Source organism: Salinibacterium sp. SWN248 (assembly GCF_015864575.1).
Lineage (GTDB): Bacteria > Actinomycetota > Actinomycetes > Actinomycetales > Microbacteriaceae > Rhodoglobus.
In genome coordinates this window covers 2,008,012-2,025,151 of record NZ_JADYWW010000001.1, presented here as the reverse complement: position 1 = coordinate 2,025,151, position 17,140 = coordinate 2,008,012, and the positions used below count along the sequence as shown (strand labels likewise).

The window sequence follows — 17,140 nt, the reverse complement described above, 5'->3', positions numbered from 1 at the left end:
GTCGAGGCCCGTTAGGAGTCGCAAAAGCGCCCACGCATTAGGCGAGCTAAGTGGGCGTGAGAGTGGGACGAAGCGATCTTCGGCTGACGCAACGATCCACCCGGCTTGCAGTCGCTGCGCTTCTAGGTGTCCTCCAACGATCAGTTGGTGAACTCGGGAAACGCTCACGCCGTTCTGCTCCGCGAAATCTCGCACTCCGATCATCTCGCCCAAAGCTTCAACCTTCTAGAGATGTGTGTATCGTCCGGGCCAGTTGCAAAATAGTTTGCTGAATTTCGACCAGTAAACGAGTGGAGTTTGTCCTCGGGCGCAACCCAATTCTAGGGTTTCCACTGCGTTCCGCCTACAGAGACCTTGAAGGCAACCGTTGCCCACAAGGAGAACATTATGACTAACAACCAACTCGTAGTTGCGCCGACATTGGAATACAGAACTCTTATGCTCGACTTATTTTCCGCAGAGGACGCCGAGGCCATAACGCTTTCGGCAGATAACTTCGCCCTCCACCTCCTGGAAAACGGCTTGGATGATACGTGGCTCGACCCTTGGTCCAATATCGATTCATCAGCCGGCTACGCGATAAGGCTCAAGTTCAGAGGTGGCGAGGAACTCATGATTCTCGTAGCGCACGGTTGGGAAGTCACCAGCTACCTTATTGAGAACGGCTGGCACTTCGTGCACAAGACTGGCAACAACTGGCACCTGACCGAAGCCCCGTCGGAGGAAACGATTACGGCGTAGAGCGACTCGAATCGAGACCGACTCTGAAGTCCCTAGCCCGACCAAGCAATTGCTTAGAGCAGTGTTCAGTGTGAGCGGCACTGTTCGCGTTCCGCTGCCAGTTTGAAAGTGGAGTGACTGCTATCGACGCTGGCGCCCAACTGGAAGCGCGAATGAAGAAATGCTCCCTGAGCAGAGCTGACCAGAATTGATTGAGCGGAATGGAGAAGCAAGTTCTTAGCGGACCTGATCAACGTCAGAGGGCAACGTTTACAATTGTTGAGCGTGGCCGGACGCCCGAACAAGGAGCCTCGCCATCGGGTCAAACAAGCGCTACGCCGCACAGATTGACGCGCGTATGAATGCGCGTGTCGATGAGATGACGATGCGCGGAACGCCCGAGACACTATCTGACCGCGAGCTGGAGCTCGATGTCTATCCTCTGACGAAAACACCGGTCGCAGTCTCTGCCCAGGCGTGGGTGCGTTACTCCGGCGTGGCGACGAAGCTCGATGTCGAAGTTGTCGCGTGGACTCCGCGAGCGGTGGCTGTCAGGTGGAAGACGCCGGCGGGGGAAGAGCATCGGGCTTGGGTGTGGGCCTCGGCTGTTGAGAAAAAGGACTAGGCGGTGGAGTCGGGCGTCGGTACAGAGCGGGCTCTGCCATAAAGAAGAGTTAGAGGCTTCTATAGCGCGAACAGGCCTCAAACGCATCGCGATCATGCGCACAAAAAACTCCAGGTTCCCATTTCAGTGCACCTTAGATTGCAAGGCTAGTGTCGGTTGCCGAAGCCGCCCTACTCCTTGGCTGTTCAAGTAACCATATATACCGGCTCATTGAGAGCAATGAGTTTCTGGCGGTGCCGCTTGAAATCGGTCGTTCGCTGACCCGTATTCGAGTTGCTGAAATCGAAGCTTTTCTTGACTCTCCCACTTTTTGATTAGATTATGACAAATGCGCGGAAGAGCGCTCCGACGTCGGCACAGAACCAGTCGCGTGGCGCATTCGACGACACCGTTTCGGGTGGCCGACTGAGACTCAACCGAGTGCTGGCGAGCTTCTTCTGGGGCCCGGCCCCTTAATCGTTGATGGGCGCACCGGTGACTATGGGGAGACGTCATCCAATCCCTTAGATGTCCTTGGAGATCCAGGGGTGCTCGGCGGTCGGAGCTCAAGAGCCCGCGCCTCTTTGAGCGGTGGAGGCAGGCACGCGCGCTGCCTGATAGAAACGACCGTTTGAGCGCCACCCACATTTACTAGCGGGCGTCAGTAAGAGAGCTAAGTGGTGTCGGTGGCGTCGCTGACATCTAAATCCTGACCGAAGAGAATGCCGCCGATTCCGCCTGCCTGAGGCGGGCGAGCACGCTCACGACCGCCCGCACCCCAGGAGCTTGGGTTACGTGGCTTCTAGTATTCGGCAGTGAAGACACCCAGCAACACCAAGGACTAAAACGAAACGCCTGGGCGCGGTAATCCGTGGGTCCCGGGTTTAGACCCGTTGCCTCCTGACGCGTGAAGTCTTTCCCAGGAGCTTCGCTTGCGCAGGCAGCAGCGACGTCATTGCGTTCCGCTACATTTGTGGGGTCGAAGGAGTTTAATTGGATAGCCGAACACGTCCCGACTTTTACACGTGGACGACAAAGCTCACACCCGACGAGGTGGCGAGATTCATTGAGGAGGTCGCTGACGTGGTAGTTGCAGCCGAGCTTGCGGGGGTATTGATCCTCGGTCGATCGTCACTGGACTATTGGGCTAAATTTGACAGCGCAATTTCAACTAGAAGTAGTGTGAGGCCCTTAGATGCGATTGCAACGGTTTTTCGATTCCAGATGAATCACGAATTGAAGCGGCCTTACTTCGACACGTCTCGACTCGGGAATTCCCATGTCCACATGCCCTTCGATCATCGCTTCCATGGTCAGATCGATATTTTCTGGGGAGCGGTGCAGCGGCTGGCGGATGAGTCCGGCTGTTTCGACTATCCGCGCGCGCACCGGAAAGTGCCCGACCGTGAAGAATGGGACACAACTGTGCAGTTTCTCGCGAATCGATTCGAGGCAATTATTGCCCCGTTGCGAGAGCGCCTCGATGCAGACAAGGCCCGACGAAAGTCGGAGGAGCAGCAGTCTATCGAGAACGCGCGACGCACTCGGGAAGAATTCGTCCGCAGCCGCCCGGCACCCCCGCCGAGTCCTCAGCGCTACGGGGTATCTCCGCGAGGTGCGGAGATGATCGTCGTCGAGTGGATGAGACATATGGGCATCCTCGACGCTGAAATCACGCGTGCAAGCGCCGACGGCGGCGTCGACGCCACCAGCAGCACCCACGTCGCACAGGTTAAGCACTACAAGGGCAAGGTCGGCGTGCCTGAAGTGCGGCAATTGTTTGGTGTCGCCGCCTCTGAGCGGAAAATTGGGCTGTTCTTCACTTCGACCGGGTACACAGTCGACGCGCTCTCCTTTGCGACAGCAGTTGGAATGCCGCTCTTCACCTATAACGCTGAACTCAGTGAGCTCCATGGGCTTACCGCGCAGGCAATCCGAATGCTCTGAGCGTTTTCCCGCCGTACGATCTAGTTGGGTTCCGCTTTACGGGGCTTCTGACCGAGAACTCCTGGACGTGCGAATTTGGGCGACCGATCGTCGTGCAATAATGCCAAAGCGCGCTCAGGAGCCAGCCACGAAAGTAGATGATGACTTCAAAGGCGTCATTGGGTGAGGTCTGGCCCCTGTGGGAGCATCCAAGTATGCCGCAAAAGCGCAACACCGCTAAGCTGCACCACTACGTGCCGCAGGGATACTTGCGCGGCTTCGCTGCTGAGCATGAACGCGTAACGGCAGTGCCGCTTGACCGCGCACGGGGACCGTTCACAACCTCCGTCAAAAACGTTGCAGCGCGTACGCACTTTGACACGGTCGAGGGCCTTACAGAGCCTGATGAATTTGAGAAGGTGCTTAGCGGAGTCGAAGGCGACGCCATGATGATCATCCGAAGGCTTGAGGAAGGCGAGTTCCCTCTTGCCAGTGAAGACCGCTCGGCACTTTCGTTCTACTTGGCGCTTCAAACCGTGCGCGGTGGCGCTAACGACTCTGACTTCGTGGTCTTGGATGAGCGGGATTTGATGCTTGGGATTGTGACGTTCGCCATCCAAAGCGTCGGCGTCGGTCGGTCGCGCAGGACGGCGGACCTTCAAGACGCTTCGCTAGCGCCCGTTGCGGATCTCAGCGCGCGCCGAGATCGCTGAACAGGTGTCAACTAGTTCCGATTCAGCCCATGTCGCCGTGAGTCGAGCGCATCCTTGAAGTGACTCTCTGCCGCGTCAATTTCCCCTGTCGGCGTCGCAGGATCGAAGACGCGAAGCAGCGAGAACCGGAAACTCGATGGGTCGAGAGTGCGTAGCTCAACGTTGCCGCCGTGCCCGTTGGTGGCGTAGGCGCTCCAGCGTTGCCGGATGCTATCCTCGCCGTCCGCCTTGCCGACGTAATGGCGCCCGTCTCGGGTGTCGGTGATGACGTATACCCCGAACACCGAAGAGAGCGCGGTGCGCCACGAGGCATAGCGGTTCTCCCGCATGACGGCTTGAAGCTGGACATGACTGAGCACGAGTCGGTCGAATCCGGGAAACGGGATTGGCTCAGCGTCCGCAATGCTCACCACGGGATAGCTCGCGGCCGTGGCCGCATTCATCCGCCAGGTGCGCGGCGACCGCCATCCGATCACAAGACGGTTGCGCAGATCCGCCATGCGCTTGGACTCGGCAACATCGAACGCCCGGATGAGGCCGTTGTTCGAGATCTCTCCGCGGTTCTCGATCACCGACCACAGGCGTGCATGGTCGCCGCCCTCCTTGATGAAGACCACCCAGAACTGCGGCGGAACCGCAGGGAAGCGCCTCGTGTCGGCCGACTGTTTCCGTGTGTACTCGAAGACCTCCGTGTGCGTCGAGTCAGCATGTAGGCCAGTTAGGCCACTCTCCGCGGCCTCTTGTGCGAAGGCATGGCGGATTACGAGAGCCTGCGCGGGATCAATACCGGCGTCGATCAGTAGCGGACCAAGAGTGAGTGCCATAGCTGAAGTGCGTCCCGACCAGCTACACAGCGAAGGCATCGCCGCAGATCAGGCAATACCCCTTCGGGGTGCCATCCGGGACTTTGATCGGTTCGTTCGGATGGCAAGGGGGCTCAACAATCGTCATGTCGTCCGGCTCCGTGAGTGCGTCTGGCGTCTCAACGCCGAGAGAAAACGAACGGTTCGGCTTGACCTTCATTCCCTTAATGCCCTTGAACATCTTGTCGATTGAGTCCTGCACATATTGATCCATCGCAGGACCGCTGACGCCATTCATGTACTCCAGCTGGGCTGGCGTCCACCACGAGTCGGTGCCGGCATCAGCTCCGCACAACGGGCAGAAGTACTGGTCGACGACCTCAGCGTTAGTGTCGCTTTCCTCGTGGCTGAACCACTTGAACTCCCGCTCGCAGTTTGGGCATTCGCGGCGGATAAAGCCGTCCGAATCAAGTGGGAGGCTCACAGGTATTCGAATCTCGTCGTTCATGATGTTGGGCTCCTCAACCGTTGGTGTCTAGGAAGATTTTTTGAACGATGCTCTCGCCGGCTTCGCTCCGGCCGGTGACAGTGACATCGAACGCGTGCTCCATCTGCGGACCCCCGAACATGCGCCCCATGCCCATGACGTCGATGGTCACGGAACGTCCGCCGCCTGGGATCTTCTTGATGGTCTGGAAGCCGTGCAACTTAAGGGCTGAGTCTTCAGGGAGTGAGACATCGATATCGAGCGCCGTTTCGCTGCCGCGGTTGATGATCTGCAACTTGTCGATTCGGTTCCCGCCCTTATTGAAGTACTTGACGTCAAAGTCGATCGCCTTGCGCACCTTCGTGTTGGACGGCAGACGACGCCCGAGCGGCAGCCCCTCGCCAGGAGGCAGCGGAGCAGTGAAGTCGCCTGTCGTGTGCCAGTCCGTTCCTTTCAGATCTACGTCACATCCGGCGGTCTTGAGGCGGGTGGCGAGCTCCTGGCGACGGGCTGTATCGTTTGTGAGCCTGATGGAGTGTCGTCCGGCCACGTCACTGAAAGGCCGCACTTCACCTATCTCGACGAGCACGGTCCGACGCGCGTCGCGTCCCAGGGCCATTCCTGCCTCGAATAGAACGTTAGGCCGCGCTTGTGCCGAGGGCTTCGTCTCAGGATCGTTTTCGCCATGACCAAGTTGTGGCAAAAGGTAGGCAATCTCATCCGGAGTCATGAGCACGACAATAGCGGCGGCATGATCGAGCGCAGCGTCCAGAACTTGGCCGATGTAGGGGGAGCCCTCGCCTGTAAGTTCCACGGCATGGCTCCACTCCATGGGGGAGAGGTTGATGCTGCGGAGGAAGTCGAACATTGCCTTCCGGAGTGCTTCGTCGCGCCCGTGCACGACAAAGACTGATCTGGCGTTACTGGCCTGCTCTTCCACTGCGATCCCTACTTCACCGTCGTCCGCCTGCATCGGGGGATGCGTCAGTTACAGAGTACGCGGGGCGTCCGACACTCGAATGAAAAATCGGCAATGCCGGATGTGCTTATGACAATGAAACCGATCGGCGCATTCGTCCTGAATCTTGCCGTCATACTCAGCCGCCCTCCTCGCTGGACCACGGCTTCACCAACAGGAAGCCATCCGGGGTTCGTCGGTCGCATCCGATGAAGAGGCTCAGCATGAGTGAGAACGAACTGACCGAGGTACCGGCGTCCGCGCTGGCCCATCCGCCGTTGAGCGTGCGGATCACCGACGGCCTGCGAGCACAGTGGGGGCACTTAGGCTGCCGTTGCTTTTCCTCGGGTTGTCGATAGACGCCAAAATCCAATTTGGAGATTGGCCCGCCGTAGCGCTCCCCGCTCTGAAGGAGCGGCGCGTGAGTTGTCGAGTTCGCGACCAACTGTGGGAACTCGTGCAAGAACTGGACGAGTTGGCCTGGGACCTTCAGGAGTCAGAAGCGGGTGATGAAGCCCTTGTGGGATACGCCCACGCGTTTGCCCGAGCGCGTACAGCGAATGCGCTCTGGTATTCCCTCTTTATCCCAGCATCCTCTGGAACTGTCGCTGACTGCATGTACGAAGCACAAGCAGTCGCGGGCGACGTGAACGGTCTGCGAAACGTCGTTCGTCAAGACTCGGCCAACACTTACCCAACACTTTGACTCGGGATTGCTCCTAAATCCTCAGTAATCGGCAGATGTAGTTTCGCTCACTGGCGTATCGAGACCCTTATGTTTCCGGAGTTTCCGGCACTGCTCGGTATCCGACAGACTCCACGATGCTGAGACAAGGGGTCGCAGGTTCAAATCCTGTCAGCCCGACAATATGGAAAAAGGATCGGCCTTCGGGACGGTCCTTTTTTCGCATTCACGAGGCGAAGAGGTGAGTTCTTCTCCACATCACCGCTACGATTCCCTCATGTCAACTAACACGCCCGAATGGTTTGGTTCAGCAGCGCGCAACACCGCGTATCAGCCGATCGTGCAAGTGTTCTTCATGCTCGTGTATTTGATCTGGTGGATCTTCGCTGCTCCCGTTGTCGGGACGCTCATTTTCGTCGTGGGGGTCGCCTATGCCGCGGTCGTCGTGTTTCTCTCAGTCCGCAACATCCGGCACGCCGCCAACTTTCCCAATGTGCCCACCGCTGAAGGTGCGCTTATCGGAAAGCGCATGGGAATCCTTTCGGGAATCTCTTATGGCACGCTGTGGATCGTAGCGATCGTGCTCGCGTTACTCGGTGAGTGGCGTCTGGTGTTTCCCGCTGTTGCGCTCATCATCGGAGCCCATTTCTTCCCGTTAGCGTTCATCTTTCGACGTCGCATTGATTTTCTTCTCGCGCCAATCGCGGTCTTGTTCGCGGGGATCGGGTTTCTGGTTGCTGCGCGCCCCGAGACTTCGTGGGCCTTTGTATATGCAATCTCCGGAATCGGCGGTGCGGTCGCCACGGCGGCATACGCCGTGTACTTGCTCTTCACTTACCGCGACCTCTGTCGCGAAGCAGGCGTCGCGCGAGAGAAACTCAGTTGAAGTTTGTGCGACAAAACACTGTCGCTCCAGATCTCGCGGCGGAGATCTCCACGCTTGGCGACGTTTCGCTCCGTGATGTATCTCGTGCCGCCGCTACTTGGGTTCTGAGCCAAGTCGATATTGACGATGTTCGTCCCCGAGTAGCTAACGCTCTCTGGTTCGCCCTCGCAACCCCTGCGTCGGCCGAAACGGTCGCTGAGTGTCTATACGAAGACTAGGCAGCCACTGGCGACGTGGACGGTTCGCGAGCTGTCATCCTTCAAGCCAGGGAGTGATCGCGGTACCGGTATCAGTGCCGGCCGCCGATCAGCGGTGAGGATGCCTCCGTGGGTAGAAGCACCCGCGCCGCTGAGCGGGTTTTAGTCCTTGAGAGACTTACTCGCTACAGTCTTGCCGGATGATTTCTTGGGTGATTTATGTGTTGTCGCAAGCTACTGAAATACCCCGAACTCACGGATTGTGGGTTTGGCTAACCTGGCGTCCCTAGCCGTGGCACTCACCCCGCATCCAAGTGCTCGTTCACGCCAAAGGCCTCATCGAATTCGGCAACTCCGTCGTCCTCATACTCCCACTCGTGCTCTCGCGCGCCAGTTGCCGGGATTACACGCACGGCATCGGTAGGCAAGGACCGGGCGCGATTGTCGAGGAAGAAAGCGTTCTTGCGGGGGTCGAGGCCCGAGATGTCGCCCACGAACTGCCAGTTTTTTCTCCGTGCAAACGTGTGGGTGTACTCCAACCACTGTTGCAGTGTCGGCTCCGCGCCGCCATGATTCTGCCTGTAGTACACCCGCGTCGAAGCGAACTCGCTCGCGAGTCCGATGCCGGGGTTAGGCAAGTTGCCCTGAAGCGCGCGCTGCGCAAGTTGGCGGGCGGAAAGCTTCACGGCGGACCACGGCTGTCGCTGCACGTCGAGGTGACGCTGCAACTGGCCTCGGGGAATGTTGGTCCCCGGGTAGACGCCACCGGTGCGCACAAAGTGACTGCTCGGCCGGTTGTAGTGTCGTTCGGCCGCGCGCCGGTTGCGCAACTCTGGCTGCAGTGTCGTGGAATACGCCCTAATAAAACGGGTGAATGTCGGATAAACCGTGTGCGTGAATAGCGCAAAGCGGTTGAACATCGCCCACAGCACGGCGGCGTTGTCGGCGTTGTCAGCGCCGCCAGCCTCGTGCACCAGCAGCTTGGCAGACCAGATGAGGTCGTCCGCAGAGAAGGGGTACGTGAAGGTGCCCCGCGGCGTCGTGCACGCGAGCGTGCCGAGTGCGATTCCCGCGAGGTTAGCGCTCGTCGACGCAGACCCAGCCGCTCCCGAGGAGGTCGTGCTCGACGCGGATCCCGCCCCTGCCCCGGCGGCGCCCGCAGCAGCACTTGCGGCCGGTGACACGAGAGCCGCCCACGTGATGGGACCAACTACGCCATCAGCGCTCAGCCCTCGCGCCGCCTGGAACGCCTTGACCCTCGCCTGCGTTCCCGCGCCAAAGATGCCGTCGCTGGCTGTAGCGAATCCCGCCGCCGAGAGGGCGATCTGAAGCTCCCGCACAGCACTGCCGCGGGCGCCGCGCCTCAAAGTCGGGCGCACTGGTCCTGGCGTGGGCGGAGTGGGGGCCGAACGGGGTGCTGGCGACGGCACCGAGGCTGTGGTGCCGAGTGTCGCGAGCAGGTAGGTCGTGGGGTCGAGCAGTCCCGCAGGTGCTGCCTGGCCGTGCGTCCACCGCTTGTTGCGTGTGGTTCCTCGGGTATACATCTCGAAGTGGAGCATGTGCCCGCCGCCGGGGTTTCGCCCAATGAGGCCGATGGTTTGCCCCGCTGTCACTGTGTCTCCGACCGTGAGCCCGTGACGGGTGAGGGAGTCGGGCGAGACCTCTCCGTAGTTGATGACCACTTGTGGGTGTTCCACGAGCAGTGCCCACGTGGTCTTAGTTTGTCCGCAGCAGAACCCGTAGAACGCGACGATGCGGCCGTCTTCACACGCCACAACCTCGTCGCCGATTTCGGCGTTGAGATCGACGGCGCAGTGCCTCCGCGTGAATGGACCCCGTGCGGGTCGACCTGCAGAGAAGCGGCGCCCCGCGTTTCTTCCCACGCCGGTTCCGTCGCTCGCCTTGTAGTTCACCTCGGTGGGCCGGGCGTGGGTGGAGCGCACGGGGAAGCGGGCGCCAGTAGAGGGGACCGGAGCGTGGGGCGCGCCGACCTGAGCTGGCGCAGGGGCAGATACCTGATCCTCAAAGCTCGCTTCCCATTCATCCTCTTCGTCGACCTCGCACTCCTTTTCGGACTCGAAGTCGCCCTCGGCCTGCAGCGACTCGCTTGGCTCCCGCTGCCACTCGTCGCCTGCCTCACGTGCACCCTCGTCGAAGAACTCGCTTGTCACCCACTCGTCCTCGGATGTCTCCCAACCGTCTTCCTCCGCGGTGGCATCCCCACCCACCGGTTCAGCTATAGATGGTCCCTCGTCGTCGGCGAAGTCCTCCCAGGCGGAGGAGGACTCCCCCTCGCTCAGCGCGGCGTTGTCTGCATCGACGGGCGACACCTCCCCAAACGGCGACGCCGGGGCGACGAAGTAATCTGCGGTCGACATGTCAGGCACCTGCGCGGGTGGCCGCGAGTTCCGGGCGTGGCACGCGCAGCGGCTGCGCGCTGGCGGTCACCGCAGTGCCGGTGGGACGCTCTTTGACCCGATCGCCCGTCGCCGATTGCCACAGGTTGATGAGGTCGTTCATGTCCTCGGTCAACTGCGACGCGGGTGAGTAGAGGGCCTCGGCCTGGACCGGATCGTCGAAGATTCCCAACTCAATGGCGCGGAGAACGCTCGACGAGAGTTCCGCCATCTCCAGCAATTCGCGGCTTCGGGTGGCGGACTTCATTCCCACCCGCTCTGCGATGGCCGTGAGACGCCCGTCTGGCGTACTCGCCTGGGCCTTGAGGTCCTTCACGATCGGCGAGTCTGAGCGCAATGTCAGGTCGAACCAGCTGAGCGCGGACACGTACGCGAACTCCTCGCGCGCCAGCGCGCCGCCCTGCCTGCGTTGATTCAGCATGTCGCGGATCGCACGGCACAGCAGCGCGACGTACGAAGGATCCGTGGGATTGACTCCTGCCGCGTTCTTGCGGTTCTCGAGCCCCATCCAGACCTGGCGCAACAACTCCGTCCACTTCTCGCGGAAGTCGAGGTTGACTCCGCTCCCGACTCCCTGTTTCCACGCGTCGGGGGTCGTGGCGCCGCCCCAGATGCTGGGGATCTGGTGCGGGAGGTCGAGCCCGAACATCCGCCAGTAGGCGTTGCGGCGGTTCACGCGGGCGTGGGGCCGCATCTCGCTGATCACGCCGCCGATGGAAAACAGTGGTGGATCCCTGAAGAACAGTTCCTCTGTGCTGCGCAGCCACTTCACACTCTCGGGCGACAGCGAGCCCAGGGTCTCGCCGAGCACCGTTCGGCGCACCACCTCCGAGAAGATCTCCATGACGCCGGTGCTCTCGACAAGGTACGCGTAAATCAGCTGGTGCCAGATCAGCCCGCCTGATCCGGGGGAAGCCTCAAGCGGCCCGCGCACCCGCGACCAGTTGTCGGGATTAGTGGCGCTGATTCCGGATGGATCGATCAGCCCTCCTGCCGCCTGCGTTGGCAGATTGAGGTCCTCGATGATCTGGCTCGCGCCGAGCAGGGGAGCGGCGTTCGGGGGAGTGACGCCCGGAAGGGGCGGCACGAGGGCGCCCGCGGCCCAGGCCTCGTCGAGCCATCGACTGAGCTGGACCGGGTGCACGAGAAAAACGGATGTGGCGGGCTTGCCCTGCGCTACAAACGTGTTAGCTAGATTGAGGAACATGGCTTCTCTCCTAGTTCTTGGGTGATTTCGGCGATTTGGGGGAGTTCGAGCGGGCGCCGACAGCGGGTTCGGGCAGATGTGCCGAACTCTTCGTCGGGTGCGCAGAGGCAGCGATCATGCGACCAGCGGAGTCGTACACCACCGCAAGTACCACTGCGGATCCGGACGATTGACTTGGCACCTCAACGGTGCCTGCGTCGGACAATTCGCCCGCGTCGTGGTAGTCGATCTCGCCCGATTTTGTGCGCAGCGTAAGCTCCACCGTCTCACCGCGGCGTGCACGCGGAGAGACTTCGATGACGAGCGTTCTGCCGTGCAGCGTCGACGGCACAAAGCCGCTGAACGTGGACTTGCCGCCTCGCCCGGTTCTCCCCAGCAAACCAGTGATCATCCCGTACCGAAATGCCGTGTCCGACTGAACCACCTCCTCGCGCGTTGGCCCGGAGTCGCGAGGCGCGGACAACGGCCCGCCGGCGAAGCGCGCAATGGCCCTGTCGAACATCTCCTCGAATTGACGCTCGTCCCACCCGGTCGATGCGGGTGCGGTGGACTCGTTAGTGGTCATGAGGGTTTTCCTTTCCTAGGCAACTAGTGTTGAAGGTGGCGAAGTGACGCTGGTGCGCGCTCCAGTGGCGTCGATCGCATCGGCACCCACCTGGGTAACCCAACTGCGGAGAACCGCGCGATGTTCGGCGGCCTTGTGCGGCTCTTCAAGAGATCGCGCAGAGAGCAAACCAAGGATGCGCAGCGGTTCGCGCCGGCGCAGATACGTGGATGTGAGGAGCGACGGTCCCGCTTGGGTTGCCAGCGCGGCGAGCGCGCTAGGGCTGACGCGCATCGGGTCGATCAGGTGGGTGACGGTCGCGCCCTGAAACGCCTTCATCGGCCTGCGGGTGCAGACCTCCACGATGCGCTCCATCATCCCTGAGCTGATTGTCATGAATTCGCCGGCCTGTCCCGCGCTCTCGACGTCGTGTCGCTCCTGCCACGCCTGACCTAGGTCGTCCCAAGGACCGGCGCCAAACCAACTGCGGCACATAGCGACGTTGAATGCCACTCGTGCCGCGGGGAACGGGTGGGGGTCGCCCGGTCGGATGTGGAAGACCTCGCGAGTGCTGCCGTCCACCACGTTGGCGAGTGCCGCGACCGACGACCAGCCACTCTGCGCCCAGGCGTGGACGTCAGCCGCGATCTCGCTCGACCACGACGCCCACATCAGCGCGACGCCGCGGGACGCCGAGGATAGCTCGCGCTCGAGCGCCTCGGCCAGCTCGGCCTTCCACCCAATTTGGTGAGATACCTGGTGTCCTGTCTCGTGGAACAGGGCGGTGGGGTGCGACAAATTGTGCCGGGTGAGTTTGATGGCCGCGGCCGGTGAGGGGTGCGCGTGGTCCCACAATTGAACATCGGCCCGCAGCACGCTCGCTCCCTTGCCGATCGCGGCGTAGACGAGTGCTGGGATGGGCTCGTGCCCGAGGGGGAGCAGAGCCGCAGCCATGGAGTCGGTCGCCAGTGTGTCGTAGCCGCGCAGCAACGATCCCATTGTGGGATTGGATCGCGAGTTGATCGCGGTGCTGTAGAAGTCGAGGATCGTCTCAGCGCGCAGGTAACGCGATCGCAGCCGGAGCAGGCGGCGCCTCACCTCGTGTGGTTCACCGCCGGCATCGTGCCAGCGCATTAGGTCGGCTCCCTCTGAACGCAGTTCCGCGACCATGGCGTGCATGCGATCTCTCAACTTGCGGCTCAGATAACTTTCGAGCGATCGCCAGCCCTCGGGGGAAGCCGCTGTGTCCAGATCATAGAGAGCGTCGATGGCGAGCGACCAGTGAGCGATTTCGGCGGCGAGCTGGCGCTTTGTCGCTGCACTAGGCACGGTGGTACCCCGCCTTGATTGACAACGTGGGCTCCGAGGGCGTCGCGGCGATCAGCGCCGCCTTGTCGGCGAAGCGGAACGTCACCATGAGCGTCACTCCGGAGGCCGCGTCCTTGGCGGCGGCACCGAGCGTCGAGGCCATCCCCGGCAGCTGTTTCGAGAAGGCTGTCATCGCTCCAGAAACTAGAACTCCCGCCAATTTCTTGGTGGATCCTTCGGGCATCGTGATCTGGCGGCGTTTGGTCATGTGGACGAGCCGCGCCGCGAGCGCGGCGGTCAGAGTCTCGCCGAACACCGACCTCGCGACCTTCACCACCTCGGTGAGTTGGCGTGCGTCGAGCATGCGTGCCATGCGATGGGCGTTGCGCTCGCCCACGCGCAGCAGAAGGCGGATCTCGGGTCGTGGCGACGAGAGGTCGAGTCGAACCGAGAACGGCGAACGCTTGCGCAGTCGCTTGCCCGCAACCTTGATCCGGAAAACCCGGCGCCGCGACCCGCGCCCGCGGGCGTTGCTGCCGAGGCGCCGGTTGCGAGCCAGCATCCCGGCGACTTCCTCAGAAAACTCGTCGAACTCGTCGGCGGTCGAGGCTTCACCGTCTGACTCGTACTCCGTGAGGTGGCCCACCTCACCACCTGGCAGGAACTCATACAGTTCCAGTTCGCCCTCAGCGGGCCACTCCGCGACCCCTGCTTCGAGCATCCGCGACTCTAGGGTCTCTCCGTTGGTGAATCGCACCGACTGCGCGAGCGACTTGTGCACCCGCAGTGGGATCACCCGGCTGAACTTCTTGTAGCGAAATACTGGCGCGGTTGCCCGTGGCATCGACACCCACACTCCGCCCTCAGCCGACGGGTCCACGAACTCAGGGCGCAGGAGCGCAGCGGGTATGTGTTGCGCGGCCGCCTCCGCGAAAGCGGCCTGCACCTCACCCTCTAGCAGCCGGTCGTCGTCAAGGACAGACTCGTCGAGGGTCGCGACATGGGCCACGGCCGCCTCAGCTGCCGCGACGAGGGCGGACGTTCCGAGGGTCGGGTCGTTGGCGGCAGACTCAGCCTCAAAGCCGATGAGTTTCAATCCCGAATCCGCGATGTAGCGCGAAAGGAGTTTTGCGGCCTGCGACCCGACCAGCGGGGCCATGACGACAGAGAGAGCCTTGGCGACCACGCCGACCACACGCTTACGGCCCACAATCTTGACGCCGATTTTGAGGAGCGGCATCACGGCCGGCAGGAACTGCTCCATCTCGGCCAGCGGCGTCTGACCGCTTTCCATTTCTGCGAGCTGGTGTGCAAGGCGGTCGCGTGCTCGATCGAGCGTAGCAACGTCGGCCTCATAGGAGTCGCCACCGGGCGCGCCCTCATTCTCGGATTCGTATTCAAAGTCGCCCTCGGTGTTGAACGCCGGGGCGAAGAGTTCGCCCGCGACGTCAAGGTCAAACGCCTCGGCCTCGGTGAGCTCACTGACCTCGGTGTTGATCCCCAACCTCTTAGCCACACGGACCGCGACGGCACGCAATGGTGGTGGCAGTTTACCGAGCACGCGGCGCAAGACACGCTTGAGCAGCGGGCGCACTGCCTTTTTGATGGCGGCGAAGATGCGCTTGAGCGGGTTCAAATTGCCGATGAACTTCACGCCCTTCTTGATGGCCTTCTTGGCGAAACCCACTACCTTCTTGAACTTGCGCCGCAGCGCTTTGAAAAAGAGTTCTTGAGAGTCGAGCGGATTACCAGCGTTATCCTCGTATTCGTCGGCGCCAAACAACTCGTTTTCGAGCTCGAGTTCAGAAAACCATTCGAGCGACTGTCCTTCGTGTTCTCGCTCCAACTCATCGATCATGTATTCCGCCTCGGAGACGATGGACTCCATCCACTGCTCCACGTCGCTCTGAGCAAGTGCAGAGCCGCCTTCGGCTTCGCGCCACCCAGACATCGCACTGAGATGGCGCCGCGCGGCTTCATTAACCAGACTGTCGACAGCAGCCGAGAACTGTTCATCCTCCATCTCGCTCGCGAGGTCTTCGAGTGCCTGGCCCTCCCACTCTTCCTCGGTGAGCGTCGCGAAACTTTCAGCGAAGGGCGAGGTCATAGGGGACTGGGAATGGAGAGGGTCGGCGCCCGCTTCTCGGAGTTGATTTGGCTCGACAAGCGGCGTAAATGCAGGGGGGTAGGACTCGCTTGTCGTGCCGTACGTGCCGTGAACCGTTTCCATGATTGCTCCCAACGACCGCTGTAGTGGACTGCTGCGAGACTCACGATGACGCCTGCAGTGTTACCGCTGCGTGATGGCAGCGTCACCGCTGCGACATTTCTTGACGGCGTAGCCACCGCTCCACTCGAGTAACTGCCTCCGAAACCGTGGTGGCGTAAAAGTCTGCGTCGGCGTAATCGCCCACGGTGGTGATTTTCACTCGCAGTGCCCGCTCCGGGCCGCCCTCGATCCACACCGCGATGAAGAGCATGGCGTCGTGTGGTTGTGCCTCATCCATAGCATCGATGTTGATCGCGTGACCATCACCGCGTCATCACCGTTGCATCTCCGCGCTCGACAGCGCTCGGTGACAGTGCGGTGACGCAATCGAAGCAAACTAGGACAAACAGTCATAAAGTGGAGGTCCAGCCGCGAGTGGTGGGCACGCGATTGATGACCCGTGGAGGGGCCGACGATGACCGTGGAGAGTGGGACATGGGCGCGCTAAGTGGGACGCACCTCACGTTGCTAAATGGGTTTGCTGTAACCCAGGACGGGAGGCCACGCCCGATTCCGGCCAGTGCGACGCGACTCGTCGCCTACCTTGGACTGCAGCATCAGCCGGTGCCACGATCACGCGCCGCGGGTGTGCTCTGGCCTAATTCGTCTCAGGATCACGCATTCGCCTGCTTGAGATCTACGCTGTGGCGGCTGCGCAAGGTGCTCCCCGAACTCATTCAGGGCGAGGCCGAGATGCTATGGATCGGTGCGGAGGTGGAGGCCGACGTCGACCTCGTCATCCGTGTTGCCGACACACTCGCGTCTGGTCACGACCCCGACGAAGGCGTGGTGGTGCCGCTTGGCTGGTTTGCGCACGAGCTCCTGCCCGACTGGGACGACGACTGGGTGTACATCGAGCGTGAACATTTTCGGATGACGGCGCTGCACGCTCTCGAGCAGATGTCCGCGTCGTACCGTCGCAAGGGTCAGTTCGCGCAGGCGATCGAGTCTGCACTTGCCGCGATCGCGGTGGAGCCGATGCGTGAGAGCCCACGCAGAGCGCTCGTCGCCGCATTCCTCGCCGAGGGCAATATCTCCGACGCGTTGGCCCACGTCAAGCACTACACAGCGATTCTGGATACCGAACTCGGGGTCGCCCCTTCCGCGCAACTTACGGGGCTGGTGGCAAACCTAGGCCTTGCTAGGGCATCAGCGCGACGGTAGGACGCACGCGGACCGACGCTCCTTTTCTCCGCAACGATCCTCGGAAAGCTTCGAGCCGCGTGCCTGCGAATAGGAAACTGGCTCGATGCGCTGACTTGGCTTGGTGGACGTGCTTCAGGGGTGGCTACCCATAACGATGTGAAGACCAGTCTCTCTTTGAGGACTTCTCTCAGGCCAGGACCATTCCCGGTCGAGTTCCGGAGCCGGTTCACGGAGCATCCGCCTATTGAGTGCGCGGATGTCACCCCACCG

Annotated in this window: 18 protein-coding genes; 8 read left to right on the top strand and 10 right to left on the bottom strand. The window is 61.4% G+C overall.

Annotated features, from left to right (window positions below):
* Positions 1 to 387: 387 nt before the first annotated feature.
* From I6E73_RS09735 to I6E73_RS09715, 5 genes are all read left to right on the top strand, one after another.
* The gene (locus I6E73_RS09735; RefSeq protein ID WP_197124916.1) at positions 388 to 741 is read left to right on the top strand and encodes a hypothetical protein; all 354 of its coding nucleotides are present in this window, start codon (positions 388 to 390) and stop codon (positions 739 to 741) included.
* Positions 742 to 1,078: 337 nt separating this feature from the next.
* Positions 1,079 to 1,345, top strand: a complete 267-nt coding sequence (locus tag I6E73_RS09730; protein ID WP_197124914.1) for a hypothetical protein — start codon at positions 1,079 to 1,081, stop codon at positions 1,343 to 1,345.
* Between the two features lie 149 nt (positions 1,346 to 1,494).
* Positions 1,495 to 1,659 carry a helix-turn-helix domain-containing protein gene (locus tag I6E73_RS14970; RefSeq protein WP_197124912.1) on the top strand — a complete coding sequence of 55 codons (165 nt, stop codon included), beginning with the start codon at positions 1,495 to 1,497 and terminating at the stop codon, positions 1,657 to 1,659.
* A 748-nt stretch (positions 1,660 to 2,407) separates the two neighbouring features.
* Positions 2,408 to 3,271, top strand: a complete 864-nt coding sequence (locus I6E73_RS14765) for a restriction endonuclease (protein WP_197124910.1) — start codon at positions 2,408 to 2,410, stop codon at positions 3,269 to 3,271.
* Between the two features lie 137 nt (positions 3,272 to 3,408).
* Positions 3,409 to 3,963, top strand: coding sequence for a DUF4238 domain-containing protein (locus I6E73_RS09715; RefSeq protein WP_197124908.1), 555 nt, complete (start codon positions 3,409 to 3,411; stop codon positions 3,961 to 3,963).
* Between the two features lie 11 nt (positions 3,964 to 3,974).
* Here I6E73_RS09715 and I6E73_RS09710 read toward each other — a convergent pair whose 3' ends face one another.
* From I6E73_RS09710 to I6E73_RS09695, 4 genes are all read right to left on the bottom strand, one after another.
* A complete protein-coding gene (locus I6E73_RS09710) occupies positions 3,975 to 4,787 on the bottom strand; it encodes a GIY-YIG nuclease family protein (protein WP_197124906.1) in 813 nt (270 codons plus the stop codon).
* 22 nt (positions 4,788 to 4,809) lie between these two features.
* A complete protein-coding gene (locus tag I6E73_RS09705; RefSeq protein WP_197124904.1) occupies positions 4,810 to 5,274 on the bottom strand; it encodes a hypothetical protein in 465 nt (154 codons plus the stop codon).
* A gap of 13 nt (positions 5,275 to 5,287) precedes the next feature.
* Positions 5,288 to 6,226 (bottom strand): TIR domain-containing protein, encoded by a 939-nt coding sequence (locus I6E73_RS09700; protein ID WP_197124902.1) that lies wholly within the window; start codon positions 6,224 to 6,226, stop codon positions 5,288 to 5,290.
* Positions 6,227 to 6,350: 124 nt separating this feature from the next.
* Positions 6,351 to 6,506 carry a hypothetical protein gene (locus I6E73_RS09695; RefSeq protein ID WP_197124900.1) on the bottom strand — a complete coding sequence of 52 codons (156 nt, stop codon included), beginning with the start codon at positions 6,504 to 6,506 and terminating at the stop codon, positions 6,351 to 6,353.
* Positions 6,507 to 6,632: 126 nt separating this feature from the next.
* Between I6E73_RS09695 and I6E73_RS09690 the strand changes: the two genes are divergently transcribed.
* Together I6E73_RS09690 and I6E73_RS09685 are read left to right on the top strand one after the other, a co-directional pair.
* Positions 6,633 to 6,917 carry a hypothetical protein gene (locus I6E73_RS09690; RefSeq protein WP_197124898.1) on the top strand — a complete coding sequence of 95 codons (285 nt, stop codon included), beginning with the start codon at positions 6,633 to 6,635 and terminating at the stop codon, positions 6,915 to 6,917.
* Between the two features lie 256 nt (positions 6,918 to 7,173).
* Entirely contained in the window at positions 7,174 to 7,782 is a 609-nt protein-coding gene (locus I6E73_RS09685) for a hypothetical protein (RefSeq protein ID WP_197124896.1), read from the top strand.
* Positions 7,783 to 8,278: 496 nt separating this feature from the next.
* On the opposite strand, the gene I6E73_RS09680 is transcribed toward I6E73_RS09685, so the two are convergent.
* The 6 genes from I6E73_RS09680 to I6E73_RS09655 all read right to left on the bottom strand — a co-directional run bounded on the left by I6E73_RS09680 (position 8,279) and on the right by I6E73_RS09655 (position 15,962).
* The gene (locus I6E73_RS09680; protein WP_197124894.1) at positions 8,279 to 10,357 is read right to left on the bottom strand and encodes a peptidoglycan-binding protein; all 2,079 of its coding nucleotides are present in this window, start codon (positions 10,355 to 10,357) and stop codon (positions 8,279 to 8,281) included.
* A gap of 1 nt (position 10,358) precedes the next feature.
* Entirely contained in the window at positions 10,359 to 11,603 is a 1,245-nt protein-coding gene (locus I6E73_RS09675; protein ID WP_197124885.1) for a hypothetical protein, read from the bottom strand.
* A 10-nt stretch (positions 11,604 to 11,613) separates the two neighbouring features.
* Complete coding sequence (locus I6E73_RS09670; RefSeq protein WP_197124883.1) at positions 11,614 to 12,168, bottom strand: hypothetical protein; 555 nt, start codon at positions 12,166 to 12,168, stop codon at positions 11,614 to 11,616.
* 15 nt (positions 12,169 to 12,183) lie between these two features.
* Positions 12,184 to 13,476 carry a hypothetical protein gene (locus tag I6E73_RS09665; protein ID WP_197124881.1) on the bottom strand — a complete coding sequence of 431 codons (1,293 nt, stop codon included), beginning with the start codon at positions 13,474 to 13,476 and terminating at the stop codon, positions 12,184 to 12,186.
* Positions 13,469 to 15,562 (bottom strand): hypothetical protein, encoded by a 2,094-nt coding sequence (locus I6E73_RS09660; RefSeq protein ID WP_197124879.1) that lies wholly within the window; start codon positions 15,560 to 15,562, stop codon positions 13,469 to 13,471. Before I6E73_RS09660 ends, I6E73_RS09665 begins: the two co-directional genes overlap by 8 nt.
* A 205-nt stretch (positions 15,563 to 15,767) precedes the next feature.
* A complete protein-coding gene (locus I6E73_RS09655; protein ID WP_197124877.1) occupies positions 15,768 to 15,962 on the bottom strand; it encodes a hypothetical protein in 195 nt (64 codons plus the stop codon).
* 392 nt (positions 15,963 to 16,354) lie between these two features.
* On the opposite strand from I6E73_RS09655, the gene I6E73_RS09650 reads away from it, so the two are divergent.
* Positions 16,355 to 16,888, top strand: coding sequence for a bacterial transcriptional activator domain-containing protein (locus I6E73_RS09650; protein WP_197110055.1), 534 nt, complete (start codon positions 16,355 to 16,357; stop codon positions 16,886 to 16,888).
* The last annotated feature ends 252 nt before the right edge of the window (positions 16,889 to 17,140 follow it).

Bases quoted from the DNA above. Each gene is read 5' to 3' on its own strand.
- I6E73_RS09730 (WP_197124914.1), top strand. From the start codon at position 1,079: ATGAATGCGCGTGTCGATGAGATGACGATGCGCGGAACGCCCGAGACA.
- I6E73_RS09685 (WP_197124896.1), top strand. From the start codon at position 7,174: ATGTCAACTAACACGCCCGAATGGTTTGGTTCAGCAGCGCGCAACACC.
- I6E73_RS09715 (WP_197124908.1), top strand. From the start codon at position 3,409: ATGATGACTTCAAAGGCGTCATTGGGTGAGGTCTGGCCCCTGTGGGAG.
- I6E73_RS09670 (WP_197124883.1), bottom strand. From the start codon at position 12,168: ATGACCACTAACGAGTCCACCGCACCCGCATCGACCGGGTGGGACGAG.
- I6E73_RS09705 (WP_197124904.1), bottom strand. From the start codon at position 5,274: ATGAACGACGAGATTCGAATACCTGTGAGCCTCCCACTTGATTCGGAC.
- I6E73_RS09735 (WP_197124916.1), top strand. From the start codon at position 388: ATGACTAACAACCAACTCGTAGTTGCGCCGACATTGGAATACAGAACT.
- I6E73_RS09680 (WP_197124894.1), bottom strand. From the start codon at position 10,357: ATGTCGACCGCAGATTACTTCGTCGCCCCGGCGTCGCCGTTTGGGGAG.
- I6E73_RS09660 (WP_197124879.1), bottom strand. From the start codon at position 15,562: ATGACCTCGCCCTTCGCTGAAAGTTTCGCGACGCTCACCGAGGAAGAG.
- I6E73_RS09710 (WP_197124906.1), bottom strand. From the start codon at position 4,787: ATGGCACTCACTCTTGGTCCGCTACTGATCGACGCCGGTATTGATCCC.
- I6E73_RS09675 (WP_197124885.1), bottom strand. From the start codon at position 11,603: ATGTTCCTCAATCTAGCTAACACGTTTGTAGCGCAGGGCAAGCCCGCC.
- I6E73_RS09700 (WP_197124902.1), bottom strand. From the start codon at position 6,226: ATGCAGGCGGACGACGGTGAAGTAGGGATCGCAGTGGAAGAGCAGGCC.
- I6E73_RS09655 (WP_197124877.1), bottom strand. From the start codon at position 15,962: ATGGATGAGGCACAACCACACGACGCCATGCTCTTCATCGCGGTGTGG.